Genomic DNA, 26,504 nt, shown 5'->3' on the forward strand with positions numbered 1-26,504 from the left:
GCCGGCAAGCCGGACTGCTACGGGGGTAGTGCGTATCTTTGATCGGTCATTTCGGGTTGTATCCACCGAAACACGCGCGCACCAAGACCCACATCACCACCAGATTGCCCTTGATCCCGCTGATCTTGGTCGGCACATCGCCTTGCGGGTAACGCCGCACGCTCGGCAACTCGATGCAGTGATACCCCAGCTTCGGCGCGCGGTAGGACAGGTACGCCAGCAACTCGTAACCCATGAACACATCGCGAAAGATCGCCAGGCGCGGGTCGAGCAACAACTTGCGGCTGTAGGCGCGAAAGCCCTGGGTGGTGTCAGTCCAGTCCCGGCCCGAAGCAATACTCAGCATCGGTGCGTGTATGAAACGGATGGCGATGTCGCGGGATTTGGGCGTGTTCTCTCCTGCGCCGCCGGTCAGAAAACGTGAGGCCTGGACGAAATCCACGCCCTGCCTCAGGGCGTTGATGAAGCGCGGAATGGCCTGCGGGTCGTCCTTGTCGTTGCCGTCGATGGTGACGATGCCCTCGTAGCCCTGATCCAGCGCGAACGCATAGGCACAACGCAACTGCGCGCTGAGTTTACCGGGCGCGGTCTTGACCAGCAGGCCGCGCACGCCGGTGACCATCAGCATGTCGTGGGCCAGCGAGCCATCGGTGCTGCCGCCGTCGACGATGAGAATGTCGGCCATCTGGTTGATCGCCAGCGCCGCCATGCGCGCCAGCAGGCTGACGATGCGGTCGCCCTCGTTGATCACCGGGATGACCACGCAATAGGGGTGCAGGCGCCCCAGCCACAGGGGCGTGTCAAATGCCGGAACCTGCCGGGTCAGTTGGGCCAGGGTCGGTCGAGCGGAAGAGTAGGTTGTGTCAGTCATCACGTCACCCGCGCAGTGATCAGGGCGACACCCGCGATCACCAGCACAATGCCGGCCGCTGTCGTCCAATAGAAGGTTTCACGAAAAATCAGCGCCGAGGAACAGGCCACGGCCGCCACCGCGCCGGCGGTCAGCAGCGGGTGGGCGATGTTGAGCGGCAGGCGGGCCAGCGCGGCGGCGTACAGCAGAAAAGCTGCGCCGTACAGCACCAGACCCAGCCAGAACGGCCAGTTGCCCAAGGCTTCGAGCGGGGCGCCGAGCGATGGAAAGCGGCGCGGTGGGGTCATGGCGATTTTCACCAGCATGCTGGCCGATGCGTTACACAGAATCCCCAGAATCAGAATTGCCCACTTCATGGCTGAGCCCTCAAGGCTTCGGCGCGGTAATACTGGATCGCCACGTTCAGCGCGCGCTCGACGGTGGCCAGGTGAGGCTCGTCGCGTTTGGGCAGCATCTCGATGGTAACCAGGTGATCGGGCAGGTAGCGGCTGATCGCAGCCGCCATCTCGGCATGGCTGGCAGTGCCATCGCCCAGTGGCAAAAGGCTGGGTTCGCTGGCGTGGACATGGCCGATCAGGTCGGTGGTGTCGTGCAGCACCGCGAACGGATCTTCGCCATTGATGGCCAGCGAGCCGGTGTCCAGCTGCATGAGCACATTGGGGTGATCGACCCGCCGCACCACCGTGGCGGTCAGCGGGCTGTTGGTCATGAAGTTGGCGCCGTAGCATTCCGGGTTCGGTTCGAGGCAGATGGTGACGCCATGATCCCGGGCGACGTTGCCGAGCATCCGGAAAAACGGCACGGCGATGTCCAGCGCCTCTTCATCGCTCAAGCCGTTGCGGTCGCGATTTTTTGGTGAGCCGAACACCAGCCGGGTCGCGCCCAGCCCCTCGCCGATGCGACACACTTCGTCCAGATGTTGCAGCATTGAGGTCTGGCTCGCCGCACAGCCGAACACATTCAAACCCTGGGTGCCGAACAACAGCGCCTGCATGCCCGTGATGTCGATGCCGCGCTCGGCCCAGGCTTCGCGCACATCGGCAATCTGCCCGGGTGTGGTCGCCACCGGGTCCGGGAAGTACTTGCCCGGCGCCACGTCGATCGCATCGATGGCGTAGCGCTTGAGCAGGGCGGCGATGTCGGTGTCTTCGACGATGTCCCAGGCGATGTTGGAAATGGCCAGCCTCATGCCGGATGCTCCGTCGAATGCGGCTCGGATTGCGCGTAGGCGCGCACTGCCAGCAACTCTTCCCGGGCGCTGTACTGATAGCGCCCGCGGGCGCCGAACAGTGCTGCGTGGCAGGTCTGCATCGCGTAGCGGGCGGGCATCACGCTGCGCACGTTGTCGAACGGTTTGCCAAATCCTTCCTGGGAAACCTCGCTCACCGTGACCGGTTCTGCGCACAGGTGCACCAGTTTCAGCCCGGCATTGAGCGCGACCTGAATGTCGTGGCAGAGATTGACCATCGGATAAAACTGGAACGAGCCCCGGCTGTCGATGGCGGCCAGATTGTTCTGATTGTGGATGTCGAAAACCACGTTCTTGCGCAGGCCCGGACCGACCAGACCTGGCAGGCGCACGATCAGGTGCTGTGGGAAATAGTCTTCGACGAAACACTCCAGCAAGCGCCGATTCATGCCGTAGGCGTGCAGGCCCACCTCGTCGACCGGGCTGTCTTCGTCAACGCCCAGCGGGGTGTGAAACACATCCACGGTACTGATCAGCACGAAGATCTTGCAGCGCACGTTGCGCAGGTGCTCGATCAGGTTTTCGATCTTCTCCCGGTCGGCGTCGGGGTCGCGGTTGGCGATCCATTTCTGTGCCGGTGCGCCCGCGCACACCAGCGCGTCGAAGGCGCGGCCTTCGATCTCGTGAATATTGGTGGAGCGATACAGCGCGCCGAATTGGGTTTGCCGCATCAGGGTCGAGCCGACGAAGCCGGTGAATCCGATCAGACCGTTCATAGTTGCGCATCCAGCGGGCAGTGCACCCGGATCAGTTGGGCGTTGTACACGTAGAAATACGAGGTGTAGGTGCAGTTCAGGCGGCTGATTTCAGCTTCCAGCGCCTTGCCGCGCCCGCTGATGTCCTTGTCCAGGTTGACGTGGGACACCAGCACGGAAAAGTCTTTTGCAGGTCGCTGTCGCAGCAGTTCGGCAAGGGAATCCAGGTACTCGACCTTGCCCATTTTCGGATCGCGCACCCGGGTGATTTCGTCGTACACGCGCACGTACTGATGCTTGGCAAGGCGTGGGTCGAGCAGGGCGTAGTACTCCAGCGACGGCTGCGCGTCGGGGTAGACCAGAAACTCGGTGGGCGGCATCTGCGCGACATGTTCGTACAGCGCGTTGTTATCGACGTACTCGTAATTCACGCCACGAAGATTGTTGTAACAGGCTTTGCCGGCCTGCAACGCCATCAAGGTCAGCAGCAGCCAGCCCAGCGTTCGCAGCGGACGCGACGGGCTGGCGCTGAATTCCAGGATCGCAAGGCAGGCAATCACCATGCTGAACGGCGCGAGCCAGATCACATGACGTGGGTAAGTGGCCGGGTAGAATCCGACGATTCGCCCTACGATGACGATCAACACAATGCCGATGAAAAACAGATTCAGCCTGCAGACGAATCCGCTTTTATGGGTGAACAGCAGCGCGACACTGGCTACCGCAGAGGTGATGAGCAAGGCCTTGCCATAGGCGCCGAGGATCGCTTCCTTGAGCACGCCCAACGAGCCCAGTGCCGTCGTTTTGTCGTACGTGTCGTAGTTGCCCAGCTGAAACACCGTCAGGTATTTCATGTAGGCGTAGGCGGCCAGGATCACCAGCGCGGCGCTGAAGAACGCCATGACCGTCGCCCCCCGCCGGTCATCCTTGGGCCGCAGGGCAAAACACACGAAGGCATACATCAGCAGCGCCCCGGAAACGATCAGTGTGGAAAACCCCAGCAGGCTGACCGCTGCCGCCATGCCGATGGGCCAGTAGAGATTGTCCGTCTGCTCGGCGCGCCACAGCGCGTAGATCGCCAGAAAACTGACCGAGACCTCAAGGAAGTAGTGCTTGAGTTCTGTCAGAAACAGCCCCATCGAAAATGAGTGGCCGATCAGCGCCAGGATCAACACCAGCGCGCCCCAGCGATACGGGCGAAACACCGCGAAAACCGGTGCGATCAGCACGCACGACAGCGCCAGCACCGACAGCCTCAGCGGCTCGATGCTGTACTGGAACAACAGCATGATGGCCTTGAAAAACAGCGAGGCGAGCACGGGTTCCGCCTGATCGTAATAAGGCAGCGGCTTGAAGAATTCCTCCGGGCTGCGCAGCTCGATGATGTCCTTGAGCAGCATGGCTTCGTCGATCCAGATCGAGCGGGTGGCCAGGGTCAGGAACAGGCTCGCCAGCACCGCCAGCGCGATGGGCAAAACGTGGTTCGGGTTCAGGCGCGAAAGATCAAAAGACTTCATTGTCCAGTTTCTCCAGCACGTCATAGATGTTGTCGATCTTGCCGCCGAGCACCGAGTAGCAGCCCGGCAAGCTGGCGTGCTTCTCGAACAGAATCGGGCGCCCGTCGTTGCGGTCGTTGCGCGCCAGAATGGTTTTCACCTCGTACAGCGAGTCGACGTGCTGCGAGTCGAGAATCGCCGGGATGTATCGCGCCACATCGCGCACCATGCGCTCGACGCGGCTGGCGCGCTGATGCCGGGCGAGCTTGTCGTAGGGGTCGATGGATTTCTGGTCGTCCCATTGCAGGTGCGGGGTGAAGCGCACGTGGGACAGCGTGTGCAGGTTGCGCGACGGAAACGGCATCATCGAAAAGAACGGCCCGTCCATCACCGTCACGCCCAGGCCTTGCAGCGCAGCAGGCATCTGCATCAGGGCCATTTCGGTGATCTCGTGGCGCAGGTCGGTGTCCAGCCCCGGAAATTCGCCATTGAGGTGATTGCTGCCGCTGTAGGTGCAATTGAACAGGTAGCGGCAGTTCAAACGCTGAGGACCGCCTTCACTTTCAGTGACCACCTGCAGGGTGGCGTCGGGCCCTTGATAGATTTCGGTGGCGCGGGTCAGCAGGCGGATTTGCACGCCGCAGTCCGCCAGTTCTCGTTCTGCCCAACGCGCCAGGCGCGTGGAGTCGAAGGCATATTCCTGAACCTCGAACACCGCCTCGATCAGCCGTGGCTCGAACAGGTCCCTGGCGGCGGCGTCGGCACGGCGCACCTGGGCGCCGATATCGTGACAAAAGCGTTCGAACTGCCGGGCAGTGACTTTCGAATTGTGTCGGGCGATGGCATAGAGCTTGGTGAAGTCGCACTTCACGGCGTTGGGCCAGTCGGCCACGAAGCGCGGCAGGTTGATCCGGCTGCGATAGGCCGTGGTGAAGCTGCGCGGGTAGTGATAGCCGTTGTGCACCCGCGCCTGGTTGTTGTACGAGGCGCGCTTGAGCAGGCCGCTTTCGCGCTCCAGCAACACGATGCGCTTGTAGCCGCGCTGGCGGGCCAGGTGAACGGCAATCGCCGAGCCATAGAAGCCGCCACCGATGACGATTGCATCCAGGCAATCTGCAGGCGCGTTCATCGCGATGCCCGCTCGGCGCCCCAGGCCCGGTTGATGTGGGCGGTAGGGGCAATCTCCTCGACGTTGAGCTTTTCAAGCCGGGTCATCCGGCAACTGGTGAACTCCTGGCCGATGTAATACTGCGGCCCGTCGTTGGAAAAACTGGCCATGTTCAGGATGTATTCGCCGAGCACCAGCAGCACCAGCGAAATCAGGAAGAACATCCCCGACTGCTGCAGCGACAGGCTGGTCCAGCCCGCCGCCACGTCGGCCTTGAACACAGCGATGGCGACCACGTAGGCGCAGTAGATCAGGTTCATCACCGCGCCAAACAGCGACACCGCCGTCACCAGCCGCATCGGCGCCCGGGTGCTGGACACCAGCATGCGAATCCCGCGGTCGACGCTTTCCCCCAGGTGCTTGCGTGGCTGCGCCTTGGGCGGCGCCGAGTAACTCAGGCAGACCCGGGCAAAGCCGCCGGTGGCCGGCAAATGACGATAAATCATCGTGGGTTTGGGGTGCTGCAGGATGAAACTGATCACCTTGCGCGTCAGCAGGCGGAACTGCGGTGCTTCCTTGACCAGATGCACCCCGTTGCACCAGCGGTAGGCCCGATGAAACAGCTTGAACGCCAGCCAGTAGGGCAGGCTCTGCGCGGTGTGTTCGGTGTTGCAGACAAACACCACATCGGCCCCGCGCGCGGCCTGCTCCAGCATGCTAGGCAGAAAGGCGATGTCATCGGCCAGCGGATCGAGCACCACCGCATAGTCGCCCAGCGCATTCTCCAGCCCCACCCAGGAAGCGGTATCCAGATCGACCTCGCGGGTCAGCGCATACACCTGAAGATTGGCCACCCCATCCTCCGCCGTCAGCCGCTTGAGCTGCTCGATACTGCCGTCGGTCGAGGCGTTGTCGACGATGATCAACTCATAGTCCGACACCATGGAGGCGATCAACCCCGTCGCCTCGACCAGCATCCCCTCAAGCCCCTCGGCCTGATTGCGCACGACAAACACCACCGAAAGAAAACAGGGAAAAAAGGCCATGGCTCAATACTCTGAAACGGCCTGTCCCTGGCGGTATTTTTTATAAGAGCGTGCAGACGGGTGTTGCTAGGTGAACACGTGGGGAACGGGAATTATTCACACACGCACAGGGAGCGTTTTGCGGGGTTCTGCTGGGTGTTTCAGAAGGTTGGCAGGGAGTCTGATGAGTTGATAAAGAAGAACTCAATCAATGAGTTGGAGTGGCTGGCGTGCAGATCTGATTCCGCAATTCGGGACGGTTGTCATGTGCTTTTACAGCAGGGAGGGGCAGAGACGGGGTCATTTAAAGTTTGCATGGCGGGTGTGCATGGATGAGGGAATGCTGGCGTCAGGAATATTTGCCCGGCTCGAATTTATTTCGGGCATTAAAAAGCCGGCTTGTGGCCGGCTTCTCGGTGACGGGGTTGGCTAGTTTTTGGCTAACCGCACCCATCCGCAAAAGTGCGCGCTGCATGCAGGCGCTTGTGAGGTAGACGAGGCTGTCACGGGGACGGGGCCTGGTCGATCACCCCTCGGCGGGTAGCCGCTGGGTGTTGAAACGAAGGCGTGCAGGATACTCATGTTCTGCGTTTATGCCCAGTGTTGATGTGCCCCATTTGTCTCTTCTCATTACCGCTCAGGGCATGGTTGCGGGGTGGCGGCGGTTGTTGAGGGTGGACCACCAGAAGATCCAGCCGAGGATGTGGATGTTCTGTTCCTGGATCTGCTCGGCGCTGAAGATTTCGTCGGGGTATTCGCCGGCGTTGTGGCTGCGCAGGCGCAGGCTGCCGCCGGGCAGGCGATAGAGGTATTTCACCCGCAGCATGCCGGCGTGTTCGAGGGCGTACATTTCGCCGTCGATGACGTTGATGCGGCCACGGTCGACGCCGATCAGCGAGCCGTCCTGGATCTTGTCCGCCATGCTGTTGCCGACCATGGCGATGCAGATGGCATTGTGCAATTCGACGTCCATGGCCTCGAGTACGCGGCGCGACAGTTTCACTTTGTGGTTGGGTATTTCGCTGACGGCGGTCTGGCCGGGTGTCTGGGTTTGCAGTTCGGTGTAGACCGGCATGTCGAGTTCTTCACGAACGTGACCGCGTGCAGGCATCGTTCTGGACATGCGGTCGTGGCCGTTTTTGTCGCGGCCTTCTCCGGGGTGTTTCGGGCCGTCACCCGTGCGCAACCAGCGCGCGTTGACGCTCAACAATTCTGCGACTTCTTCCATGCGCGCCATGGGAATGCCGCGCTTGAACCAGTTGTTCACGTGTTGCGGCGTTACCTTGCGGTTGGCGGCGAAGTCTGTGGCGGAGAGATGGCACTCCCGCAGAAGGACGCGTAGTCGATCACCTGATGTATTCATGGATCGAATCTTACGGAGGGTTCAAGTTTGTTTAAATGAACGAAGTGTTCAAATGCGTCCGCCGTCAAACTTGAAGTGGAGGGGCGGGATTACAACATTCGAATGAAGTTGTAGGGCATGTCGTTCACTCTTTCTGTTGGGTTCAACAATGCCCGGCATTGGACAAAACCCAATACTTTTCATGCGACACAGCCTGCGGGGCGAAGCAAGGCGTCTTGCGCGGAGTTGGGCAATGAAATACAGCGCTGTTTTGTTGCGACAAAGTACCCGATGTTTCATTCGGATAAACGGCACGCCTTTGGACGATAAAATTTAAACGCTCAAGGCAAAAAACGGCTCGGGAAAGCGCTGTGTGAGGGGAAATCTGACGGGGATGTTGCTGAGTTGCGCGGGGAAAAACGTGAGAGCCACCTGCGAAGCGGCGGGCGCTTCGCAGGGGGCGAACCGGATCAGCCCTTGTAGGCAGCGGCCGATTTGGTGATGGCTTCGCGAGCGGCGTCAGCGCCAGCCCAGCCTTCGATCTTGACCCACTTGCCTTTCTCGAGATCCTTGTAGTTCGCGAAGAAGTGCTCGATCTGCTGGATCAGCAGTGGTGGCAGGTCGGTGTATTCCTTCACGTCAACGTACAGCTGCGACAGCTTGTCGTGAGGCACTGCGATGACCTTGGCGTCGCCGCCGCCGTCGTCGGTCATGTTCAGGACGCCAACCGGACGGGCGCGGATGACCGAGCCTGGAGCGACCGGGTATGGGGTCACGACCAGCACGTCGAGGGGATCACCGTCGTCGGCCAGGGTGTTCGGGATGAAACCGTAGTTGGCCGGGTAGAACATCGGGGTGGCCATGAAACGGTCAACGAACAGGCAGTCGCTATCCTTGTCGATTTCGTACTTGATCGGCGCGTGGTTGGCCGGGATCTCGATTGCGACGTAGATGTCATTCGGCAGGTCTTTACCGGCCGGAATCTTGCTGTAGCTCATTGGGCTTTGCCCCCTTGGTTGACCATTTTGAATCTGGCGCGAAACGCCAAAAAGTGGGCCGGATTATAGGCATATTTGGTAAGCGTTACCATGCGGCCTACGTATCGGCAGGAGCCTGATAGACAGGGCTTTCTCGCTGAAGTGCCGTAAGCCGCGCCAAAGGATCCTGGCGGTAGAACGCCCTGAGCTGGTGGTAGACCTCTGGGTAGGCCTCGACCAGCAAATCCGGGGCGCTGAAAAAGTACTCGCTGGTGACGGCAAAGAACTCGGCGGGGTTTTCCGCAGCGTAAGGGTCGATGGCGGTTTCGGCATCCGGGTCGGCATCGAGCTGGCGATTGAGGTCGTCGAAGGCGCCTTGCATGGCGCTGGCCCAGTCACTGACGCGCATGTCGCTGTGCAGCGGCGGCAGGCCGTTGGCCTCGCCACCGAGCATGTCGAGCTTGTGCGCCAGTTCGTGGATCGGCAGGTTGTACGCCTCCCAGCCGCCGCTGGACAGGACACCGGGCCAGGCCAGAATCACCGGGCCCTGAGTCCAGGCCTCGCCGCTGTGCTCGCCATCCCACTCGTGCTCGATGCCGCTGGCGTCACGGTGCTTTTGCGGGCTGATGAAGTCATCGCCGTACAGAATGATTTCGTGAAAACCGCGATACCAGTCCAGATCGCCCAGCGCCAACAGCGGCAACTGGGCCTGGGCGGCGAGGAACAGGCAGGACTCGTCGTCCAGCTCGACGCCTTCCAGTGCGGTCAGCGTCTTGGCCTGCAAAAACAGGATGCAGCTTTCACGCAGGCGCTGGTCTTCTTCAAGGCTCAGGCCGTCGAGGATCGGCAAGCGCTGGCGCACCCGGTCCCACATCTGTGGGTCGACCGGATGCCGCGCCAGCGTGCGGCGTCTGAGCCAGTTGCCGAACGGCCACATGAATCAGCGCGCTTCGGCGGAACGGCCCATGCGGCTGCGGATGAAGCCGATGATCATGGGTAGCAGGGAGATCAGAATGATCACCAGCACCAGCAGGGTCAGGTTCTTCTTGATGAACGGGATGTTGCCGAAGAAGTAGCCCAGGGTGACCAGGCTGCCCACCCACAGAATCGAACCCAGCACGCTGAAGCTGACGAAGCGCAGGTAGTTCATCTTGCCCAGGCCCGCGACGAACGGGGCGAAGGTGCGGATGATCGGCAGGAAGCGCGCCAGGGTGACGGTCTTGCCGCCATGACGCTCGTAGAATTCGTGAGTCTTGGTCAGGTAGTCGCGGCGGAAGATTTTCGAGTCGGGGTTCTTGAACAGCTTGTCGCCCACCGTTCGGCCAATCACGTAATTGGTGCTGTCGCCGATGATCGCCGCGGCCATCAACAGGGCTCCCAGCAGAACAGGGTCCATGCCACCGCCAGCGGCCACGGCGCCGGCGATGAACAGCAGCGAATCGCCCGGCAGGAACGGCGTTACCACAAGGCCGGTTTCGCAGAAGATCACCAGAAACAGGATCGCGTAGACCCAGGTGCCATAGTTGGTCACCAGCATGTCCAGGTAGACGTCCAGGTGAAGAATGATGTCGATCGGGTTGAAATCCATGTACGGCACCTGAGTGTGTGGCCCGATCCGGGGCCAACGGGGTGGAGGGGCAGTGTGATGTGGGCCGCATTATAGAGGGAAGAATCGGGATGATGCTTAGGGGCGTATGCAGATTGAAACATTTGGATGTAATGGCGCGCAGAGTGTCTCTGATCCTGTGGGAGTGAGCTTGCTCACGAAGCGGCCAACACTGGCCTGGAGGATTTACCGTTCCTGAACCTTCTTCGTGAGCAAGCTCACTCCCACAGATGACGCGCTATCAACTGGGTAGGTTTTCTAGTTGATCGGCAGCACATAGTTCTTGAACTGGGTGTCTTCCTTGAAACCGATGGATTCGTACACCTTCTGCGCCACTTCGTTGTTGGCGCTGGTGGACACGCGCATGCGCACGGCCTGGGTTTCGCGGGCCATTTTCTTGGCTTTCTGCATCAGGTGGTCGGCGACCAGCTGGCGGCGGGCGTCTTCGGCGACGTAGATGTCGTTGAGAATCCACACGCGTTTGAGGGAGAGCGAGGAATAACTCGGGTACAGCTGGCAGAAGCCCAGCAGTTTGCTGTCGTCGTCATCGGGCAGGGCCAGGTAGATGACCGACTCTTCGCGGCTCAGGCGCTTTTCAAGGAATTCGCGGGAAGAATCAGGGTAGGGCAGTTCGCCATAGAACTCGCGGTATTTGACGAACAGAGGGGTCAACAGGTCCAGGTGCTCCAGGGTGGCTTGAATGATCCGCATGGTTGGGCCTCAGCTTCATTGTGCAATGCATGAAAGGGGGAGGACGCCTGGCACTGGGGACAGACGGTTTCGACTTTGCCCAAGCGCTTTAGAAAGTGCAATCCAACTTCGCGATTAGTCGTTTTGCGGGGTGAATGGCTGCAATAAAAACGGCCTCCGAAGAGGCCGTCATCTGACAGTTAACGCCGGATCAGAAGAAGCCCAGCGGGTTGATGTCGTAGCTCACCAGCAGGTTCTTGGTCTGTTGGTAGTGTTCGAGCGCGACTTTGTGGGTTTCGCGGCCGACGCCGGATTTCTTGTAACCGCCGAACGCGGCATGCGCCGGGTACAGGTGGTAGCAGTTGGTCCACACGCGACCGGCCTTGATGGCACGGCCCACGCGGTAGGCGCGGTTGATGTCGCGGGTCCAGACGCCTGCACCCAGGCCGAACTCGGTGTCGTTGGCGATGGCGATGGCTTCGGCTTCATCCTTGAAGGTGGTCACGCTGACCACCGGGCCGAAGATTTCTTCCTGGAACACGCGCATCTTGTTGTTGCCTTTGAGCAGCGTCGGCTGGATGTAGTAGCCGGTCGCCAGATCGCCCTGCAGTTTTTCCACCTTGCCGCCGGTCAGCAGCTCGGCGCCTTCGCCCTGAGCGATGTCGAGGTAGGAGAGAATCTTGTCGAACTGCTGCTGCGACGCCTGGGCGCCGACCATGGTGTCGGTGTCCAGCGGGTCGCCGCGTTTGATCTTCAGAACCTTCTGCATCACCGCTTCCATGAACTGCGGGTAGATCGATTCCTGAACCAGGCAGCGCGACGGGCAGGTGCAGACTTCGCCCTGATTGAAGAAGGCCAGCACCACGCCCTCGGCGGCCTTTTCGATGAATTCAGGCTCGGCCTTCATCACGTCTTCGAAGTAGATGTTCGGCGACTTGCCGCCCAGCTCGACGGTGGACGGGATGATGCTGTCGGCCGCCAGTTTCATGATGTGCGAGCCCACTGGCGTGGAGCCGGTGAAGGCGATCTTGGCGATGCGCTTGCTGCTGGCCAGCGCTTCACCGGCTTCGCGGCCATAGCCTTGCACCACGTTGAGCACGCCTTTTGGCAGCAGGTCGCCGATCAGTTCTACCAGCACGCTGATGCCCAGCGGCGTCTGCTCGGCAGGCTTGAGCACCACGCAGTTGCCGGCGGCCAGGGCCGGAGCGAGTTTCCAGGCGGCCATCAGGATCGGGAAGTTCCACGGAATGATCTGGCCGACCACGCCCAGTGGCTCATGGATGTGATAGGCCACGGTGTTGCCGTCGATCTCGGCGGCGGTACCTTCCTGCGCGCGCAGGGCGCCGGCGAAATAACGGAAGTGGTCGACCGCCAGCGGGATGTCGGCGTTGAGGGTTTCGCGCACGGCCTTGCCGTTGTCCCAGGTTTCGGTCACGGCCAGCAGTTCGAGGTTCTGCTCGATGCGGTCGGCGATTTTCAGCAGGGTCAGCGAGCGCTCCTGAACGGAAGTCTTGCCCCACGCATCGGCAGCGGCGTGGGCGGCGTCCAGGGCTTTATCGATGTCTTCGGCAGTGGAGCGAGGAAATTCGGCGATCAGCTTGCCGGTGATCGGCGAGGTGTTTTCAAAGTACTGGCCTTTGACCGGCGGCACGAATTCGCCACCGATGTAGTTGCCGTATTTGGCCTTGAAGGTAACGATCGAGCCTTCAGTACCGGGATGGGCATAACGCATGGTGAATATCTCCTTGCTCTTGTGATTGTGTGGGGATAACGCGCTGCTGCGCTTGATAAAAGCGTAGAGCAAAGCGCGGGCCAGTGCCGTGCGGTGCCCGGTTTACAAGGCTTTTGCCGAAAAATCAGACGCTTGGGTACTGTCCTTGTGCCAGTTGCGGGACGGGCAGGGTGACAGTTCGTATCGGATGTGGGACACCTGAGCGCGATGCGTCCTGGCAAGCATTGCAATGGAGCAAGGCGAGGAGGATGCTGGGCCGTGAGCATGCTCAGGAACAACAAGAAAATGCATAGCAATCACCTCGCCCGCCATGCCCGGCAAGTCCTGACTTTCGCCCAAGGCAAGGCCGATCATCGTTACGGCCCTGGCGCCGACCCGTCCATTGCCCGCTCATGGCAGCGTTGCCTGGACGACTATCACCTGGACCCCGCGCAAGCCATGGCGCCCACCGTGCTGGAGCACGCCCGGGTGCTGGAAAGCCGTGAGCGTCTGCAACATGTGCTGAGCATTGCCGGCGGCGAGATGAACAGCCTGCATCAGCAGCTCTCAGGCGGAAACGCAGTGTTGCTGACCGACGCGCGCGGGGTGATCCTCAACTGTGTGACCCAGGACAGCGAGCGCCGGATTTTCGAGCGCGCCGGCCTGTGGCTGGGCGCCGACTGGAGCGAGGCGCGGGAGGGCACCAACGGCATCGGCACCTGCCTGGTGGAGCGGCAATCGGTGACGATCCATCGCGACGAACACTTTCGCGGGCGGCACACCGGGCTGACCTGCTCGGCGAGCCCGGTGTTCGATCCTCATGGCGATCTGCTGGCCGTGCTCGACGTCTCGTCGGCGCGGCACGATGTGTCCCGCCAGAGCCAGTTCCACACCATGGCGCTGGTCAATCTGTCGGCGAAGATGATCGAAAGCCGGTACTTCCTCAGCCATTTCGCTGATCAGTGGCTGCTGCGCTTTCACCTGCAGGCCGGTTCTGTCGGGCTGTTCAGTGAGGGGCTGTTGGCGTTCGACGGCGAAGGGCGGGTCAGTGCGCTGAACCAGAGTGCGTTGAACATGTTGAGCTTGGGTCGTGTCGAGCTGATCGGCCAGCCGGTGGAGGCCTTGTTCGATTGTTCGCTGGATGAACTGATGAGCCGCGCTTCACCCGACGCAGCGGCCAGTTGGCCGTTGCGCACCCGCGATGGGCGAGGGTTTTTCGCAGTCTTGCGTGGGCACACGCAACCTGTGGCGAAGGCGATTGCCACCCCGGTCGTCAGCAAACCGGCGACGCGACCCGCGATCACCGGCATTTTCCTGGGCGATCCGTCTTTGCAGGCTGATATGCGTCGCGCCTTGAAAGTCTTCGAACGCGACGTGCCGCTGTTGATCAACGGCGAAACCGGCTCCGGCAAAGAGGCCTTCGCCAAGGCCGTGCATCAGGCCAGTGGCCGCTCGCAGCAGCCCTTCGTGGCGCTGAACTGCGCGGCGATTCCGGAGAGCCTGATCGAGAGTGAGCTGTTCGGCTATCGCGGTGGCAGTTTCACCGGCGCGCGCAAGGAAGGCATGCGCGGCAAGTTGCAGCAGGCCGATGGTGGCACGCTGTTCCTCGATGAAATCGGCGACATGCCGGTGGCGTTGCAGACCCGCTTGCTGCGGGTGCTGGAAGACCGGCTGGTGGTGCCCATCGGCGGTGAGCCGCAGGCGGTGGATGTACGAATCATCAGCGCGACCCACCGGAATTTGCTGGGCCGTGTGGAGGATGGCAGTTTTCGCGAAGACCTCTATTACCGGCTCAACGGCCTGGAAATCGCCCTGCCTGCGCTGAGAGAACGCAGCGACAAGGCGCAGTTGCTGGACTTTCTGCTGGAGGAAGAGGCGGGCGGTCATGTGGTCATGATCGAGGCGGACGCACGACAGGCGCTGCTCGACTTCGCCTGGCCGGGCAACGTGCGGCAGATGCGTAATGTCCTGCGCACGCTGGCGGCGTTGTGTGAAGACGGGCAGGTGGGGTATGGCGATCTGCCGCTGGTGATTCGGCAGAGCGCGTGTACCAAGGACATTGCTGCCGAAGCCGAAGACTCGCCGCTTGAGTGCGCCGAGCGAGCGGCGTTGATCCAGATTCTGGAAGCGCAGCGCTGGCACATGACACATGCCGCACGGGAATTGGGAGTGAGCCGTAATACCCTGTATAGAAAGCTGCGCAAGCACGGGATCGCCCGGTAGCCCGCAGGCACAGAACGTTACAATTGTAGGAGCGAATTCATTCGCGAAAGATCTTTCAGGCGAAAGAGGTGTGTGGCCTGAACCATCACTTCGCGAATGAATTCGCTCCTACAGGTTCAGTGCATGACAAAGGATGCCAAGTACCGATTGAACTGTGCGAACCGACCCTCTCTAAGCTAACCTGCGCGAATGTTTTAAGAGGTCGGTCATGCACATTCATATTCTGGGTATCTGCGGCACGTTCATGGGCTCGCTGGCGGTTCTCGCCAAGGATCTGGGCCACAAAGTCACGGGCTCCGACGCCAACGTCTATCCGCCGATGAGCACGCAGCTCCAGGCGCAGGGCATCGAACTGATGCAGGGCTATGACCCTTCGCACCTTGAGCCTGCGCCGGATCTGGTGGTGGTCGGCAATGCCATGTCCCGTGGCAACCCCGCCGTGGAATATGTCCTGAACAAAGGTTTGCCGTATGTTTCCGGCCCGCAGTGGCTGGCCGATCACGTGCTGCAAGGCCGCTGGGTGCTGGCGGTTGCGGGCACCCACGGCAAGACCACCACCAGCAGCATGCTCGCCTGGGTGCTGGAGCACGCGGGCATGAGCCCGGGCTTCCTGATCGGTGGCGTGCCGCAGAACTTCTCGGTGTCGGCGCGCCTGGGCGACACGCCGTTCTTCGTGGTCGAGGCCGACGAATACGACAGCGCCTTTTTCGACAAGCGTTCCAAGTTCGTTCATTACCACCCGCGCACGGCGATCCTCAACAATCTTGAGTTCGATCACGCCGATATCTTCCCGGATCTGCCAGCCATCGAGCGGCAATTCCATCACTTGGTGCGCACAATCCCGAGCGAAGGCCTGGTCATTCACCCGACCACCGAGCCTGCGCTGGAGCGCGTGATCAAGATGGGCTGCTGGACGCCGGTTCAGACCACAGGCGCTGGCGGGCAGTGGCAAGCCAAGCTGCTGAGCGAAGACGGCTCGAAATTCGAAGTGCTGTTCGAAGGCGTGGCGCAAGGCGTCGTCCATTGGGACATGACTGGCCAGCACAACGTCGCTAACGCCTTGGCCACGCTGGCCGCGGCGCGGCATGTTGGCGTTGTGCCAGCGCAGGGCGTCGAAGCCTTGAGCGCCTTCAAGAGCGTGAAGCGGCGCATGGAGAAGGTCGCCGAGGTGCGCGGCATCACCATTTACGACGACTTCGCCCACCACCCGACTGCGATCGCCACCACGCTGGACGGCCTGCGCAAAAAGGTCGGTGATTCGCCGATCATCGCCATCGTCGAGCCTCGCTCCAATTCCATGAAGCTCGGTGCCCACCGCGATGGCCTGCCAGAGAGCGTCGAGCAGGCCGATCAGGTGGTCTGGTACGCCCCGGCCAATCTGGGCTGGGATCTGGGCGCCACGGCCGCACAGTGCAAAGTGCCAGCGGTGGTCTGCGATTCGCTGGAGGCCATCATCGAGCGCGTGAAAAGCCAGGCCCAGCCGGGTACTCACGTGGTGATCATGAGCAACGGCGGCTTCGGCGGGCTGCACGGCAAACTGGCCGAGGCGCTCACATGAGCGGCCCGGAACGCATCACCCTGGCGATGACCGGCGCGTCCGGCGCGCAATACGGCCTGCGTCTGCTCGATTGCCTGGTGCGGGAAGATCGGGAAGTGCATTTCCTGATCTCCAAGGCCGCGCAACTGGTGATGGCCACCGAAACTGATGTCACGCTGCCGTCCAAGCCGCAGATGATGCAGGCGTTTCTGACCGAGTACACGGGCGCGGCCGATGGCCAGATCCGTGTTTATGGCAAGGAAGACTGGATGTCGCCGGTGGCGTCTGGCTCCGGCTCGCCGAGCGCGATGGTGGTGGTGCCGTGTTCGACTGGCACCCTGTCGGCCATCGCCACCGGTGCCTGCAACAACCTGATCGAGCGCGCAGCCGATGTCACGCTCAAGGAGCGTCGCCAGTTGATTCTGGTGCCACGCGAGGCGCCGTTTTCCAGCATTCATCTGGAGAACATGCTCAAGTTGTCGAACATGGGCGCCGTGATCCTGCCGGCTTCGCCCGGTTTCTATCATCAACCGCAGACCATCGATGATCTGGTGGATTTCGTCGTGGCGCGGGTGCTCAATCTGCTCAATATTCCTCAAGACATGCTGCCGCGCTGGGGCGAGCATCACTTCGGTGCCGATGAATAAGAAGCTCTTTGTGCTCACCCTCGGACTGCTGTTGGCGACGGGGTGCTCGACCGTGCGCACCCTGGACGCCAATCAGCCCGGCGCGCCGGTGATCTATTCCGGCACGCGGCTGGACTGGTATGCGATCCGCGGCGGTTGCTGCGAGAAGGACCGTTTCGGCGCCGAAGCCCCGAAATACCCGATGCTGGATCTGCCGGGCAGTGCGTTGCTCGACACGGTGCTGTTGCCGTTGTCGGTGCTGACGGAGTTGGGCGTAGGGTTTCAGGCCACGGGCGGGATGTAGCGCAGGCGCACCTTCATCGCCCCCCTCTTACCTTCGATGAACACCTCCAAATGCCTGGCGTGCGTCGGGCTATCTGTAGGAGCGAATTCATTCGCGAAGGATGTTCCAGACGACAGAGATGCGTCGGCTGCACCGGCCAATCGCGAATGAATTCGCTCCTACAGGGGGGATGCGTTGTTTTTGCGAGCCGGTGTTATTTCCCCAACCGCCGCAACTCATCGGACTCGACAATCCTCACCCCGTCCTGCTCCTCCAGCGCCAGGCGCCACAGTGCGCGGGCCAGGTGGCAGGCTTCGATGCCGCCGTATTTGCCGGGGATCAGCTTGGCGATTGGCGCGGCCAGTTGTTCCACCAGGCGCTGATCGGCGCGATCGCCCAGCAGCAGCGAAGGGCGGGCAATCGTCAATTGCGGCCAGTTTTGCGCGCGCAGTGCGGCTTCCATCTCGCCTTTGACGCGGCTGTAGAAAATGCTCGATTCAGGGTCGGCATTCACCGCGCTGACCACCAGCAGATGACGTGCGCCCAATTCCCGAGCGCGTTTGCCAAATGCGACGACCATGTCCATGTCGACCGCGCGAAATGCATCCTGCGAGCCTGCCTGCTTGATGGTGCTGCCCAGACAGCAGAAGGCGATGTCCACCCGGCCACCCAGTTCGGCGAGCAGTGAGGTGAAATCGCCCACCGGGTTTTCCAGGTGCGGGTGTTCGGCCAATGGCCGGCGGCTGGGGGCCAGCACGCGGCTGACGGTGGGTTCGCTGAGCAGGCGGTCGAGCAAGTGCTCGCCTGTCAATCCAGTGGCTCCGGCAAGCAGGATGTGTTGCGGCGTCAAGTACATGGTCTTTCTCCCTTGATACGACACAAGCATAGGCGCTCTATCGCAAGAGACTGCCGGTCAACCTCGCGGGTTTCACAAATTTTTCAGATTCTTCATCTGTTCAGTGACTTGGCGCCGCATTCAGGCCTTTGCCGATGAACACGGTATTGAGTGCGCGCTCTGCCTGGCTCTTGCGCAGTTGCTTCCAGCGCGCGAGCACGCCCTTCGGTGCCCAGATCTGCGGCTCGGAGGCTTCGAAGTTTTCTTCGATTTCCCGCTGCGCCACCGTGACCTTGGCTTCGTTGAAGGCCTGCTGCAAATCGTCGGTCTCCACCAGCGCCTTGCCGAACAGAGCTTCGCCGAAGTAGGTGAAGTCGGCTTCTTCGGAGCAGCCGAACGACACCCGGTCTTGCCGCGAGGCGGTGATGACCATGGTTCGTTCGTCCTTGATCGCCGGGATGAAACCGCCGGAATAACAGGCGGAAATCACCACCACCTTGTCGCGATTCTTCAGCGGCGCCAGCACCGAGGCCATCTCGTTGGCGGGCAGGTCGGACAGCTCCAGGCGCGGTTGGTCCAGCACCAGTTCGTGGTCATGGGTGCCGTGGCTGGTCAGGTAAATGAACACCAGGTCTTCCGGGCCGCTGCGCTGGGCGATGGTCTGCACCGCGCGGCTGATGTTTTCCCGCGTGGCCAGCGGCCGGTCGGCCATATGGTCGCGATGGTTGACCAGCGAGATCTGGCCAAAGGCGCCAAAGCGCGTGGCCAGCAACTTGTTGACGTAATCGGCCTCGCGCATGAACACACTTTGTTTGCCATCGCCGCCGACCACCAGGGTGTAGAGCTCGGTCGCAGGCGTCGAGGCGGGCACTGCGGCCAGGGCCTTGTCCAGCAGTGGGCCCTGGGCGAGCAGGCCGGTTTCCAGCGGGTCAGGCAGCAGTTTGCCAAAGGTGTCACGCACGCGCTGGCCATTGGCCCAGGTGCCGCTCTGCACCTGGCCGTCCGGTGTGGTCAGCACGCCGGGGCCGTCATAGGTGTCGTTGTCGAACTGGCCGACATACAGCGTGCCGTCCGGCAGTTTCAAGCGGCCTTCGCCCACGAAGCGCCAGTTGCGGAACTGGCCCTGATAGCTGGTGCCGTCCGCGCCGATCAGCTCGCCCTTGCCGGTAAAGGCACCGTCCTTGAACTGCCCCGACCAGACATCGCCGTCGGCGTTTTCATAACGGCCGCGACCATTGAGCTGGTTGTTATGAAAGCCGCCGACATACTGATCGCCATCGGCACTATTGAAGTTGCCGGTGCCTTCGAGCTGGCCGTTGACGAACTTGCCGCTGAACTGATTGCCCGACCCATCGCTGCGCTGGCCTTCGCCGTTGGGTTTGCCGTGGCTGAACTGGCCCTGGTAGTCGCTGCCGTCTTCCAGTTCCAGGTGGCCCAGGCCGTCGTACAGGTCGGCCTTGAACTCGCCGCGGTAGCTCATGCCGTGCTCTTTGAGCGTGCCTTCGCCCTCGCGCCGCCCCAGTTTGTAGCCGCCTACGTAGGTGCCGCTGCTAGTGGTCAGGGCGCCCGGCCCGTCGAACAGGCCGTCCTTGAAGCCACCTTTATAGACGTCGCCGTTGCTGGCGTGCCATTCGCCCTGGCCATTCCACTGGCCTTTGCTGAATTCCCCGGCATACCAGCTGCCATTGGGGTAATCGATGCGGCCCTTGCCCTGCAACACGCCGTTGACCACGTCGCCACGGTAGCGGCCGCCATCGGGCAGGCGGGCGTCAGGCGGCAACAGCGATTCGCCGTCTCCGCAGGCGGTCAGCAGAAGGGTCAGTGCCAGAGGGGCAAACGCACGCATGGTAAATCCCGCAGATGAATGGGTTCGGCGTGATCGGATTCGCGTTTTTTGTATCGAGTCGCTCACACGGCCGCAGCGAGTATGCCGCAGCCGGGAAGCGTCATGAAACAGTCAGTTACGACTGTTTCATGTTCAGCAGCGCTTACACGAAGCAGAGGGAAAGGGGTTCAGCGATGAACGCAGGCTTGTCCTGCCCTTCGATTTCAAGCGTTGCAGTGGCTTTGAGCAACCACTGGCCGGGCTTCTTTTCGGTGACTTCGGTCAGGGCAACTTTTAGACGAACGCGCGAATCGACCTTGACCGGCTGGATGAAACGCACACTGTCCAGGCCGTAGTTGACCGCCATTTTCAGGCCTTCGGGCACCACCAGCAGCGATTCCATGAGCTTGGGAATCAGCGACAGCGACAGAAAACCGTGCGCGATGGTCGAGCCAAACGGAGTCTGCGCGGCCTTGACCGGGTCAACGTGAATGAACTGGAAGTCGCCCGTGGCTTCGGCAAACAGATTGATACGTGCCTGATCGATCGTCAGCCACTCGGAACTTCCCAGTTCCTTGCCTTCATAACTCTTGAGCTCTGCAACAGGTACATAGGGCATCGATACTCTCCTTAGTGAATCAACTATTTTTACAACTCTGTCTGATTGGGCGCCATTCTTGCGTGATCTGAGTTCCCTGTAGGAGTGAGCTTGCTCGCGAATGCGTTGTGTCAGTGCCAGATAATGTGACTGACACAACTCATTCGCGAGCAAGCTCACTCCCACAGGTCAGGGCGGGCTCAAGATCACCACGCCGCCAGGCATCGGTCAAGAACCGCAGCTTTGCGAATACCGCCCCATAGCTTGCCGGGCGGCGTGCGTATAATGCCGCCGCGATTTTGCTGGAGTGTTTTCAATATGTTGCTAAGAGGCCTGACGTGGTTGGTGCTGTTCCAATTGGTGGGGACGGCGCTCAATCACCTGATCCTTTCGATACTGCCCGGGCCGATCATTGGCCTTGTGCTGTTGATGATCTACCTGATGGTGCGCGGTGAAGTCAGCGAGCCGATCAGCCTCGCGGCTGGCAGCCTGCTGCGCTATCTGCCGTTGTTGCTGGTGCCGCCTGCGGTGGGCGTGATGGTGTATGCCGGGCAGATCGCCGACGATTTCTGGGCCATTGTCGGGTCTCTGGTGCTGTCGCTGATGATCTCGCTCACCTTTGCTGGCTGGTTGATGCAAAAACTCATCGACCGCCAACACAGCGATCATCAACCCAGCCAGCAGGAGCGCTCATGAATCTGGACTGGCATGGCGCGTGGTTGTCGGTGATCCACCATCCGCTGTTCGGTATCGCCATCACCCTGGGCGCCTATCAACTGGTGCTGGCCGGTTACGAGAAAACCCGTTGGGTGTTCCTGCAGCCGGTGCTGGTGTCGATGCTGGTGGTGATCGGTGTGCTGGTCACCTGCGGGCTGGATTACGCCGAGTACCGCAAGAGCACCGAGATCCTCAGCATCCTGCTGGGCCCGGCGACGGTGGCGCTGGCGGTGCCGCTTTATCTGAATCTGCGGCGCATCCGGCAGTTGTTCTGGCCGGTCTTGACTACGCTGGTGATTGGCGGGGTGCTTGCGACCGGGCTGTGCGTGGCGCTGGGCTGGGTACTGGGCGCCGACCACATGATCCTGATGACCATGGCGCCCAAATCGGTGACCTCGCCGATTGCGATGCTGGTGGCCGAGCAGATTGGCGGCGTGGCTGCGCTGGCAGCGGTTTTCGTGTTGATTACCGGCGTTATCGGCGGCATATTCGGCCCCGGTCTGTTGACGCTGGCCGGGGTACGAAGCCCGGAAGCGCGAGGCATGGCGCTGGGGCTGACGGCCCACGCGGTGGGCACTTCGGCGGCGTTGCAGGAAGGTGAAGAATGCGGCGCCTTCGCGGCGCTGGCCATGAGTTTGATGGGCGTTGCCACTGCGTTGTTCCTGCCGCTGGCGGTGTCGCTGGTGGTGTAGCGCCGGTTTGTGTGAAGACGATCGCCCGAAAACGGGCTGCTTGAGGATGGATCTATGTCGTTGCCGCTGTTTCCGCTGAACGCCGTGCTGTTTCCGGGCTGTGTCCTGGATCTGCAGATTTTCGAGGCGCGTTATCTGGACATGATCGGGCGCTGCATGAAGCAGGGCGAAGGCTTCGGCGTGGTCTGCATCACCGAAGGCAGCGAAGTGGGCGATGTGCCCGAGGGGTTCTCGCAGATCGGCTGCGAGGCGCTGGTGACCGATTTTCAACAACAGGACAACGGCCTGCTGGGCATTCGCGTGGTCGGCGGGCGGCGTTTTCGGGTCACCGAGGCGCAGGCCCAGCGCGACAACCTGCTGATCGCCGAGGTCGAGTGGCTGGAAGAACCGCAAGAGCAACCGCTGCAGGAAGAAGATGAAGACCTGGTCGCGCTGCTGGCGGCGCTGGCCGAGCATCCGATGGTCGCAGCGCTGAACATGGGCCTGTCGGCCAGCGGCCAGCGTTCACTGAGCAATCAGCTGGCGTACCTGTTGCCGTTTGCCGAAGAGGACAAGATCGAGTTGCTGGAAATCGACGACGCCGAAGAACGGCTTGACGCGATTCAGGATCTGCTCGATGAGATGCAGGGGGATATGCAGGCGTAGTTGGCGAAGGCGAACACCTCGATAACTGTGTCGAATGCCCCGGCGATTCGCGAATAAATTCGCTCCTACAGGTCTGCGGACGTCTCTGGATCTCGGACGTACGCGAATCCCCCTGTAGGAGCGAATTCATTCGCGAAAGATGGTTCAGGCGATGAAGATGTGCCGGTTAGTTTCAATATTCATATCGCACCAACCCATGGGTCAGCGAGTGAAACGCGAACCCACTCAGCAGCAGGATCATCGCCGGTAACAGCCACCACCACACCCGCAGCGGCAGGGCGGGCAGCGGCTGTTTGCGCTCCACCAGCGCCAGGCTCGCCGCGCAGGCAAAGAACGCCAGCAGCATCCCCGCCAGCACGTCCGTAGGCCAGTGCACGCCCAGGTACACTCGCGACATGGCGATCGACGCGGCCGGAATCACCCCGAGCAGCAACCAGGTCAGGCGCAGGCGCACGGGTTGTTCGCGTCCTGCCAGCACCGCCAGGGTCATGAACAGCGCAAAGGACGCCGAGGCGTGGCCGCTGGGCATGCTGTAGGTGCTCAAAGGTTCGGCCAGCACTTCGGGGCGGGCGCGGGCGAAGGTGTGTTTCATGCACTGGTTGATGATCGCCGCGCCCAGCGTGGTGGAACAGGCGAAGACCGCGTGGCGCCATTGGCGGGTCGCCAGCAGAATCAGCAGCAGCACTGCGGCCGCGCAGAACTGGGTCTTGAAGTCGCCAAGGCCGGTGACCAGCACGACGAAGGTTTGCGCCACATCACTGCGATGTTCCTGCACCAGCGTCATCACGCCCTGGTCCAGGTGTGCCAGATAAGGCCAGCCGAGAAACACCGCCGTCAGCAGAATGAAGCTGATCAGCGCGATCAGTCGGGTGGCGTAGCGTTTGCCGTGGGCGCTGCAATGGATCGCCACCCCCAGCAGAATCGCCAGCCCGGCGCCGACCACCCCGGCCTGCGGCCAGAAACCTTCAGGCAATGGCAAGCGAATCGCCGCCCCGGCCGCCCAGCCCGGCAGGATGTACGCCACCGACCAACCGGCAGCGGCCACCACACTGACCGCGGCAAAACGCACGAACGGCATGTCGAACATGCCCGCGACCATCGGCAGCATCGGCCGCAGTGGCCCGATGAAACGCCCCACCAGCAGGCTTGCGATGCCGTAACGCTGGAAATAGCTCTCTGCGCCGGCGATCCACTCGGGGTGATGACGCAAGCCGGGCAAGCGCCGAATGTTCTGGTGGAAACGTCGGCCCACGAAGTAGGAAATCAGATCGCCCAGCAGCCCGCCGAGAAAACCCAGCAGCAGCGCCTGACTCAGATCGAGAATGCCGCTCCCCGCCAGCGCAGCAATGGCGAACAGCGCCACGGTGCCGGGCACGATGATGCCTGCGATGGCCAGGCATTCCAGAAACGAGACCAGAAACAGCGCAGCGCCGAGCCACGACGGATTGAGGGTCAGCCAGGTGGTGATGCTGTCGAGCCATGAGCCCATGGGTCAGTGTCCTTGCTCGATGAAATGGTAATCGCGGCCTTCGACTTGGCCGCGTCGCAGAGGGTTCCGTGTGCAGAAACGCGCGTAGTCGGCGTCGACGAAGCGATACATCAATTGCTCATCGCGCCCGGTGGGGATGCCCAGGCGGGTGGTCTGGATGATGCGTGACGGGCGCTGGCCGACGTCTTCGACGAAGATCTGCTCATGATCGAAGCGCTTGCCGTCCCACATCGGCACCCTCAGCCCCAGCGCCTTGCACAGCAGGGTCTGCCCGGCACACAGGCGCTCGGCGGGGCGCAGGTTGCCGCTGGCATCGGGGTTGTTGAGTTGCATCTGGGCCAGGCTGTTTTCGTTACTGAATGCGTCGACCCACGGATAGGCGGATTTGATCAGCACGGCATTGCCCGGCCCCTGGGCGCTGAAGTTCAGCGAATCGCCGCCGCGGGCGTAGTACATATAGATGTGCCCGCCATCCAGAAACAAAGCCTTACGCTTTTCTGTGTAGCCGAGGGAGGCATGGCTGCCTTTTTCCTCGAGGTAATAGGCTTCGGTCTCTATGATGCGCGCCGACAGCCACAATTGGCCGACCTTGTGCCGCACCACCTTGCCCAGCAAATCCTGCGCAAGGGTCTGGGCATCGCGATCGAAGAAGGCGTCGGGCAGGGCGCGCGGGGCGTGGTCGGGCATGGGAAGGCTACTTGAGGGCATGGCTGGCGATGATAGCAATACGAGGCTTAATTGCGGCTGAATGGCCACAAAACGCGCCCGTAGCAGTCCGGCTTGCCGGCGGGGCGATATGTCTGTGACGAATAAGTCGCCTGACACGCCGCTCCCGCCGGCAAGCCGTGCTGCTACGGGAGTTATTTATTGCCGTCAGGAGCTGATATTCCGGCTTATATCGACCATCCGCCTGTCGCCGCTGTCGTTCGTCACGCCCGGCAGCTATAATCGGCCGCTTTCTTCTCTGCCAAGACCTCTGAGACCATGACTGAGTCCGTTCTTGACTACATGACCCGCCTGGGTCGCGCCGCCCGCGAAGCCTCCCGCGTGATCGGCCGTGCCAGCACCGCGCAGAAAAACCGCGCGCTGGCCGCCACCGCCGCTGCGCTGGATGCCGCCCGGGACGAGCTGACCGCCGCCAACGAGCAGGATCTGGCCAACGGGCGCGCCAATGGTCTGGAACCGGCGATGCTCGAGCGTCTGGCCCTGACCCCGGCGCGCATCGACAGCATGATCGCCGGTTTGCGTCAGGTCGCAGGTCTGCCGGACCCGGTCGGCACCATTCGTGACATGAGTTTTCAGCCGTCGGGCATTCAGGTCGGCAAGATGCGCGTGCCGCTGGGCGTGGTCGGCATCATTTATGAGTCGCGCCCGAACGTGACCATCGACGCCGCCAGCCTGTGCCTGAAGTCCGGCAACGCCACCATCCTGCGTGGCGGCTCCGAGGCCATCCATTCCAATCGCGCCATTTCCGCCTGCATCCAGCGCGGTCTGGCCGAGGCCGGTCTGCCCGCTGCAGTGGTGCAAGTGGTGGAAACCACTGACCGCGCCGCCGTTGGCGCCCTGATCACCATGCCCGAGTACGTGGACGTGATCGTGCCCCGTGGCGGCAAGGGCCTGATCGAGCGCATCAGCCGCGACGCCCGCGTGCCGGTGATCAAGCATCTGGACGGCATCTGCCACGTTTACGTCAGTGCCCACGCCGATCTGGCTGCAGCCCAGCGCATCGCCTTCAATGCCAAGACTTATCGCTATGGCATCTGCGGCGCCATGGAAACCCTGCTGGTGGATCAGGCGATCGCGGCCGACTTCCTGCCGCAGATGGCTGCCCAGTTCCGTGAAAAAGGCGTCGAACTGCGCGGTTGCGAGCGTACTCGCGAGCTGATCGAAGCGATCCCGGCCACCGAAGAAGACTGGCACACCGAATATCTGGCAGCGATCCTGTCGATCCGCGTAGTCACCGGGCTGGATCAGGCCATCGAGCACATCAACCATTACGGTTCGCATCACAGCGACGCCATCATCTCCGAACATCAGGCTCAGGTCCGCCGTTTCATGGCCGAAGTCGATTCGAGTTCGGTAATGATCAACGCACCGACCTGCTTCGCCGACGGCTTCGAATACGGTCTTGGCGCGGAAATCGGCATCTCTACCGACAAGATCCACGCCCGTGGTCCGGTCGGTCTGGAAGGCCTGACGTGCGAGAAGTATCTGGTGGTCGGCGACGGCCGCCAGCTGCGCGGACAGGGGCCGGTCTGACTTGG

26 protein-coding genes are annotated in these 26,504 nt (G+C 61.7%); 8 read left to right on the top strand and 18 right to left on the bottom strand.

All coding sequences use genetic code 11. The annotated features are described in order from the left end of the window. Positions 1-46: 46 nt before the first annotated feature. The 13 genes from AC1MEK_RS25355 to exaC form a co-directional block, all read right to left on the bottom strand. Positions 47-871, bottom strand: a complete 825-nt coding sequence (locus AC1MEK_RS25355; RefSeq protein ID WP_480398986.1) for a glycosyltransferase family 2 protein — start codon at positions 869-871, stop codon at positions 47-49. Beyond that, complete coding sequence (locus AC1MEK_RS25360) at positions 871-1,227, bottom strand: multidrug transporter (RefSeq protein WP_480398987.1); 357 nt, start codon at positions 1,225-1,227, stop codon at positions 871-873. Before AC1MEK_RS25360 ends, AC1MEK_RS25355 begins: the two co-directional genes overlap by 1 nt. Next, positions 1,224-2,060: a sugar phosphate isomerase/epimerase family protein gene (locus tag AC1MEK_RS25365; RefSeq protein WP_480398988.1), complete on the bottom strand. Its 837-nt coding sequence runs from the start codon at positions 2,058-2,060 to the stop codon at positions 1,224-1,226. The genes AC1MEK_RS25360 and AC1MEK_RS25365 overlap by 4 nt, the downstream gene beginning before the upstream one ends. Beyond that, complete coding sequence (locus tag AC1MEK_RS25370; RefSeq protein ID WP_480398989.1) at positions 2,057-2,836, bottom strand: NAD-dependent epimerase/dehydratase family protein; 780 nt, start codon at positions 2,834-2,836, stop codon at positions 2,057-2,059. Before AC1MEK_RS25370 ends, AC1MEK_RS25365 begins: the two co-directional genes overlap by 4 nt. Next, on the bottom strand, positions 2,833-4,332 hold the full coding sequence (locus tag AC1MEK_RS25375) for a hypothetical protein (RefSeq protein WP_480398990.1): 1,500 nt from the start codon (positions 4,330-4,332) through the stop codon (positions 2,833-2,835). The genes AC1MEK_RS25370 and AC1MEK_RS25375 overlap by 4 nt, the downstream gene beginning before the upstream one ends. After that, positions 4,319-5,440: an NAD(P)/FAD-dependent oxidoreductase gene (locus AC1MEK_RS25380; protein ID WP_480398991.1), complete on the bottom strand. Its 1,122-nt coding sequence runs from the start codon at positions 5,438-5,440 to the stop codon at positions 4,319-4,321. The genes AC1MEK_RS25375 and AC1MEK_RS25380 overlap by 14 nt, the downstream gene beginning before the upstream one ends. Continuing rightward, positions 5,437-6,465 carry a glycosyltransferase gene (locus tag AC1MEK_RS25385; RefSeq protein WP_480398992.1) on the bottom strand — a complete coding sequence of 343 codons (1,029 nt, stop codon included), beginning with the start codon at positions 6,463-6,465 and terminating at the stop codon, positions 5,437-5,439. Before AC1MEK_RS25385 ends, AC1MEK_RS25380 begins: the two co-directional genes overlap by 4 nt. A gap of 616 nt (positions 6,466-7,081) precedes the next feature. Continuing rightward, entirely contained in the window at positions 7,082-7,807 is a 726-nt protein-coding gene (locus AC1MEK_RS25390; RefSeq protein WP_480398993.1) for a LexA family transcriptional regulator, read from the bottom strand. A 449-nt stretch (positions 7,808-8,256) separates the two neighbouring features. Further along, positions 8,257-8,784 carry an inorganic diphosphatase gene (gene ppa / locus AC1MEK_RS25395; RefSeq protein ID WP_274136284.1) on the bottom strand — a complete coding sequence of 176 codons (528 nt, stop codon included), beginning with the start codon at positions 8,782-8,784 and terminating at the stop codon, positions 8,257-8,259. A 97-nt stretch (positions 8,785-8,881) separates the two neighbouring features. After that, a complete protein-coding gene (locus AC1MEK_RS25400) occupies positions 8,882-9,700 on the bottom strand; it encodes a M90 family metallopeptidase (protein ID WP_480398994.1) in 819 nt (272 codons plus the stop codon). Between the two features lie 3 nt (positions 9,701-9,703). Continuing rightward, positions 9,704-10,351, bottom strand: a complete 648-nt coding sequence (locus AC1MEK_RS25405; protein ID WP_480398995.1) for a DedA family protein — start codon at positions 10,349-10,351, stop codon at positions 9,704-9,706. Positions 10,352-10,627: 276 nt separating this feature from the next. Further along, positions 10,628-11,080, bottom strand: a complete 453-nt coding sequence (locus tag AC1MEK_RS25410) for an N-acetyltransferase family protein (RefSeq protein ID WP_480398996.1) — start codon at positions 11,078-11,080, stop codon at positions 10,628-10,630. Between the two features lie 190 nt (positions 11,081-11,270). Further along, the gene (gene exaC / locus AC1MEK_RS25415; protein ID WP_480398997.1) at positions 11,271-12,791 is read right to left on the bottom strand and encodes an acetaldehyde dehydrogenase ExaC; all 1,521 of its coding nucleotides are present in this window, start codon (positions 12,789-12,791) and stop codon (positions 11,271-11,273) included. Positions 12,792-13,076: 285 nt separating this feature from the next. Here exaC and AC1MEK_RS25420 point away from each other — a divergent pair, with 285 nt between their 5' ends. The 4 genes from AC1MEK_RS25420 to AC1MEK_RS25435 all read left to right on the top strand — a co-directional run bounded on the left by AC1MEK_RS25420 (position 13,077) and on the right by AC1MEK_RS25435 (position 17,460). Further along, positions 13,077-14,993, top strand: a complete 1,917-nt coding sequence (locus AC1MEK_RS25420) for a sigma-54-dependent Fis family transcriptional regulator (protein ID WP_480398998.1) — start codon at positions 13,077-13,079, stop codon at positions 14,991-14,993. Between the two features lie 208 nt (positions 14,994-15,201). Beyond that, positions 15,202-16,551, top strand: coding sequence for a UDP-N-acetylmuramate:L-alanyl-gamma-D-glutamyl-meso-diaminopimelate ligase (gene mpl / locus AC1MEK_RS25425; RefSeq protein WP_480398999.1), 1,350 nt, complete (start codon positions 15,202-15,204; stop codon positions 16,549-16,551). Next, entirely contained in the window at positions 16,548-17,177 is a 630-nt protein-coding gene (gene ubiX / locus AC1MEK_RS25430; RefSeq protein WP_480399000.1) for a flavin prenyltransferase UbiX, read from the top strand. The genes mpl and ubiX overlap by 4 nt, the downstream gene beginning before the upstream one ends. Then, positions 17,170-17,460: a YceK/YidQ family lipoprotein gene (locus AC1MEK_RS25435; protein WP_480399001.1), complete on the top strand. Its 291-nt coding sequence runs from the start codon at positions 17,170-17,172 to the stop codon at positions 17,458-17,460. The genes ubiX and AC1MEK_RS25435 overlap by 8 nt, the downstream gene beginning before the upstream one ends. Positions 17,461-17,653: 193 nt before the next feature. Here the strand turns inward: AC1MEK_RS25435 and AC1MEK_RS25440 are convergent, their stop codons facing one another. The 3 genes from AC1MEK_RS25440 to AC1MEK_RS25450 form a co-directional block, all read right to left on the bottom strand. After that, on the bottom strand, positions 17,654-18,295 hold the full coding sequence (locus tag AC1MEK_RS25440; protein ID WP_480399002.1) for an oxidoreductase: 642 nt from the start codon (positions 18,293-18,295) through the stop codon (positions 17,654-17,656). Positions 18,296-18,395: 100 nt separating this feature from the next. Next, complete coding sequence (locus AC1MEK_RS25445) at positions 18,396-20,120, bottom strand: C13 family peptidase (protein WP_480399003.1); 1,725 nt, start codon at positions 20,118-20,120, stop codon at positions 18,396-18,398. Positions 20,121-20,262: 142 nt separating this feature from the next. Next, positions 20,263-20,718: a MaoC family dehydratase gene (locus tag AC1MEK_RS25450; protein WP_480399004.1), complete on the bottom strand. Its 456-nt coding sequence runs from the start codon at positions 20,716-20,718 to the stop codon at positions 20,263-20,265. 297 nt (positions 20,719-21,015) lie between these two features. Here AC1MEK_RS25450 and AC1MEK_RS25455 point away from each other — a divergent pair, with 297 nt between their 5' ends. The 3 genes from AC1MEK_RS25455 to AC1MEK_RS25465 are packed head-to-tail and all read left to right on the top strand — an operon-like array spanning position 21,016 to position 22,751. Beyond that, on the top strand, positions 21,016-21,393 hold the full coding sequence (locus AC1MEK_RS25455; protein ID WP_480399005.1) for a CidA/LrgA family protein: 378 nt from the start codon (positions 21,016-21,018) through the stop codon (positions 21,391-21,393). A 2-nt stretch (positions 21,394-21,395) separates the two neighbouring features. Beyond that, a complete protein-coding gene (locus AC1MEK_RS25460; RefSeq protein ID WP_480399040.1) occupies positions 21,396-22,106 on the top strand; it encodes an LrgB family protein in 711 nt (236 codons plus the stop codon). A gap of 54 nt (positions 22,107-22,160) precedes the next feature. Then, on the top strand, positions 22,161-22,751 hold the full coding sequence (locus AC1MEK_RS25465) for an LON peptidase substrate-binding domain-containing protein (protein ID WP_480399006.1): 591 nt from the start codon (positions 22,161-22,163) through the stop codon (positions 22,749-22,751). A 172-nt stretch (positions 22,752-22,923) separates the two neighbouring features. On the opposite strand, the gene AC1MEK_RS25470 is transcribed toward AC1MEK_RS25465, so the two are convergent. Together AC1MEK_RS25470 and AC1MEK_RS25475 are read right to left on the bottom strand one after the other, a co-directional pair. Beyond that, positions 22,924-24,240 carry a bifunctional DedA family/phosphatase PAP2 family protein gene (locus AC1MEK_RS25470; RefSeq protein ID WP_480399007.1) on the bottom strand — a complete coding sequence of 439 codons (1,317 nt, stop codon included), beginning with the start codon at positions 24,238-24,240 and terminating at the stop codon, positions 22,924-22,926. A gap of 3 nt (positions 24,241-24,243) precedes the next feature. Next, the gene (locus AC1MEK_RS25475; RefSeq protein WP_480399008.1) at positions 24,244-24,927 is read right to left on the bottom strand and encodes a DNA-3-methyladenine glycosylase; all 684 of its coding nucleotides are present in this window, start codon (positions 24,925-24,927) and stop codon (positions 24,244-24,246) included. Between the two features lie 297 nt (positions 24,928-25,224). Between AC1MEK_RS25475 and AC1MEK_RS25480 the strand changes: the two genes are divergently transcribed. Next, entirely contained in the window at positions 25,225-26,499 is a 1,275-nt protein-coding gene (locus tag AC1MEK_RS25480; protein WP_480399009.1) for a glutamate-5-semialdehyde dehydrogenase, read from the top strand. The last annotated feature ends 5 nt before the right edge of the window (positions 26,500-26,504 follow it).

The organism is Pseudomonas sp. 2 (assembly GCF_056627435.1).

What these genes read in the sequence shown, in the direction of transcription:
- AC1MEK_RS25470 (WP_480399007.1), bottom strand. Translation starts at nt 24,240, where the DNA reads ATGGGCTCATGGCTCGACAGCATCACCACCTGGCTGACCCTCAATCCG.
- exaC (WP_480398997.1), bottom strand. Translation starts at nt 12,791, where the DNA reads ATGCGTTATGCCCATCCCGGTACTGAAGGCTCGATCGTTACCTTCAAG.
- AC1MEK_RS25365 (WP_480398988.1), bottom strand. Translation starts at nt 2,060, where the DNA reads ATGAGGCTGGCCATTTCCAACATCGCCTGGGACATCGTCGAAGACACC.
- AC1MEK_RS25390 (WP_480398993.1), bottom strand. Translation starts at nt 7,807, where the DNA reads ATGAATACATCAGGTGATCGACTACGCGTCCTTCTGCGGGAGTGCCAT.
- AC1MEK_RS25385 (WP_480398992.1), bottom strand. Translation starts at nt 6,465, where the DNA reads ATGGCCTTTTTTCCCTGTTTTCTTTCGGTGGTGTTTGTCGTGCGCAAT.
- AC1MEK_RS25475 (WP_480399008.1), bottom strand. Translation starts at nt 24,927, where the DNA reads ATGCCCGACCACGCCCCGCGCGCCCTGCCCGACGCCTTCTTCGATCGC.
- AC1MEK_RS25450 (WP_480399004.1), bottom strand. Translation starts at nt 20,718, where the DNA reads ATGCCCTATGTACCTGTTGCAGAGCTCAAGAGTTATGAAGGCAAGGAA.
- AC1MEK_RS25410 (WP_480398996.1), bottom strand. Translation starts at nt 11,080, where the DNA reads ATGCGGATCATTCAAGCCACCCTGGAGCACCTGGACCTGTTGACCCCT.
- AC1MEK_RS25435 (WP_480399001.1), top strand. Translation starts at nt 17,170, where the DNA reads ATGAATAAGAAGCTCTTTGTGCTCACCCTCGGACTGCTGTTGGCGACG.
- AC1MEK_RS25380 (WP_480398991.1), bottom strand. Translation starts at nt 5,440, where the DNA reads ATGAACGCGCCTGCAGATTGCCTGGATGCAATCGTCATCGGTGGCGGC.
- AC1MEK_RS25445 (WP_480399003.1), bottom strand. Translation starts at nt 20,120, where the DNA reads ATGCGTGCGTTTGCCCCTCTGGCACTGACCCTTCTGCTGACCGCCTGC.
- AC1MEK_RS25375 (WP_480398990.1), bottom strand. Translation starts at nt 4,332, where the DNA reads ATGAAGTCTTTTGATCTTTCGCGCCTGAACCCGAACCACGTTTTGCCC.
- AC1MEK_RS25465 (WP_480399006.1), top strand. Translation starts at nt 22,161, where the DNA reads ATGTCGTTGCCGCTGTTTCCGCTGAACGCCGTGCTGTTTCCGGGCTGT.
- AC1MEK_RS25480 (WP_480399009.1), top strand. Translation starts at nt 25,225, where the DNA reads ATGACTGAGTCCGTTCTTGACTACATGACCCGCCTGGGTCGCGCCGCC.
- AC1MEK_RS25405 (WP_480398995.1), bottom strand. Translation starts at nt 10,351, where the DNA reads ATGGATTTCAACCCGATCGACATCATTCTTCACCTGGACGTCTACCTG.
- AC1MEK_RS25420 (WP_480398998.1), top strand. Translation starts at nt 13,077, where the DNA reads ATGCATAGCAATCACCTCGCCCGCCATGCCCGGCAAGTCCTGACTTTC.
- ubiX (WP_480399000.1), top strand. Translation starts at nt 16,548, where the DNA reads ATGAGCGGCCCGGAACGCATCACCCTGGCGATGACCGGCGCGTCCGGC.
- AC1MEK_RS25455 (WP_480399005.1), top strand. Translation starts at nt 21,016, where the DNA reads ATGTTGCTAAGAGGCCTGACGTGGTTGGTGCTGTTCCAATTGGTGGGG.
- AC1MEK_RS25360 (WP_480398987.1), bottom strand. Translation starts at nt 1,227, where the DNA reads ATGAAGTGGGCAATTCTGATTCTGGGGATTCTGTGTAACGCATCGGCC.
- AC1MEK_RS25440 (WP_480399002.1), bottom strand. Translation starts at nt 18,295, where the DNA reads ATGTACTTGACGCCGCAACACATCCTGCTTGCCGGAGCCACTGGATTG.
- ppa (WP_274136284.1), bottom strand. Translation starts at nt 8,784, where the DNA reads ATGAGCTACAGCAAGATTCCGGCCGGTAAAGACCTGCCGAATGACATC.
- AC1MEK_RS25400 (WP_480398994.1), bottom strand. Translation starts at nt 9,700, where the DNA reads ATGTGGCCGTTCGGCAACTGGCTCAGACGCCGCACGCTGGCGCGGCAT.
- AC1MEK_RS25370 (WP_480398989.1), bottom strand. Translation starts at nt 2,836, where the DNA reads ATGAACGGTCTGATCGGATTCACCGGCTTCGTCGGCTCGACCCTGATG.
- mpl (WP_480398999.1), top strand. Translation starts at nt 15,202, where the DNA reads ATGCACATTCATATTCTGGGTATCTGCGGCACGTTCATGGGCTCGCTG.
- AC1MEK_RS25355 (WP_480398986.1), bottom strand. Translation starts at nt 871, where the DNA reads ATGACTGACACAACCTACTCTTCCGCTCGACCGACCCTGGCCCAACTG.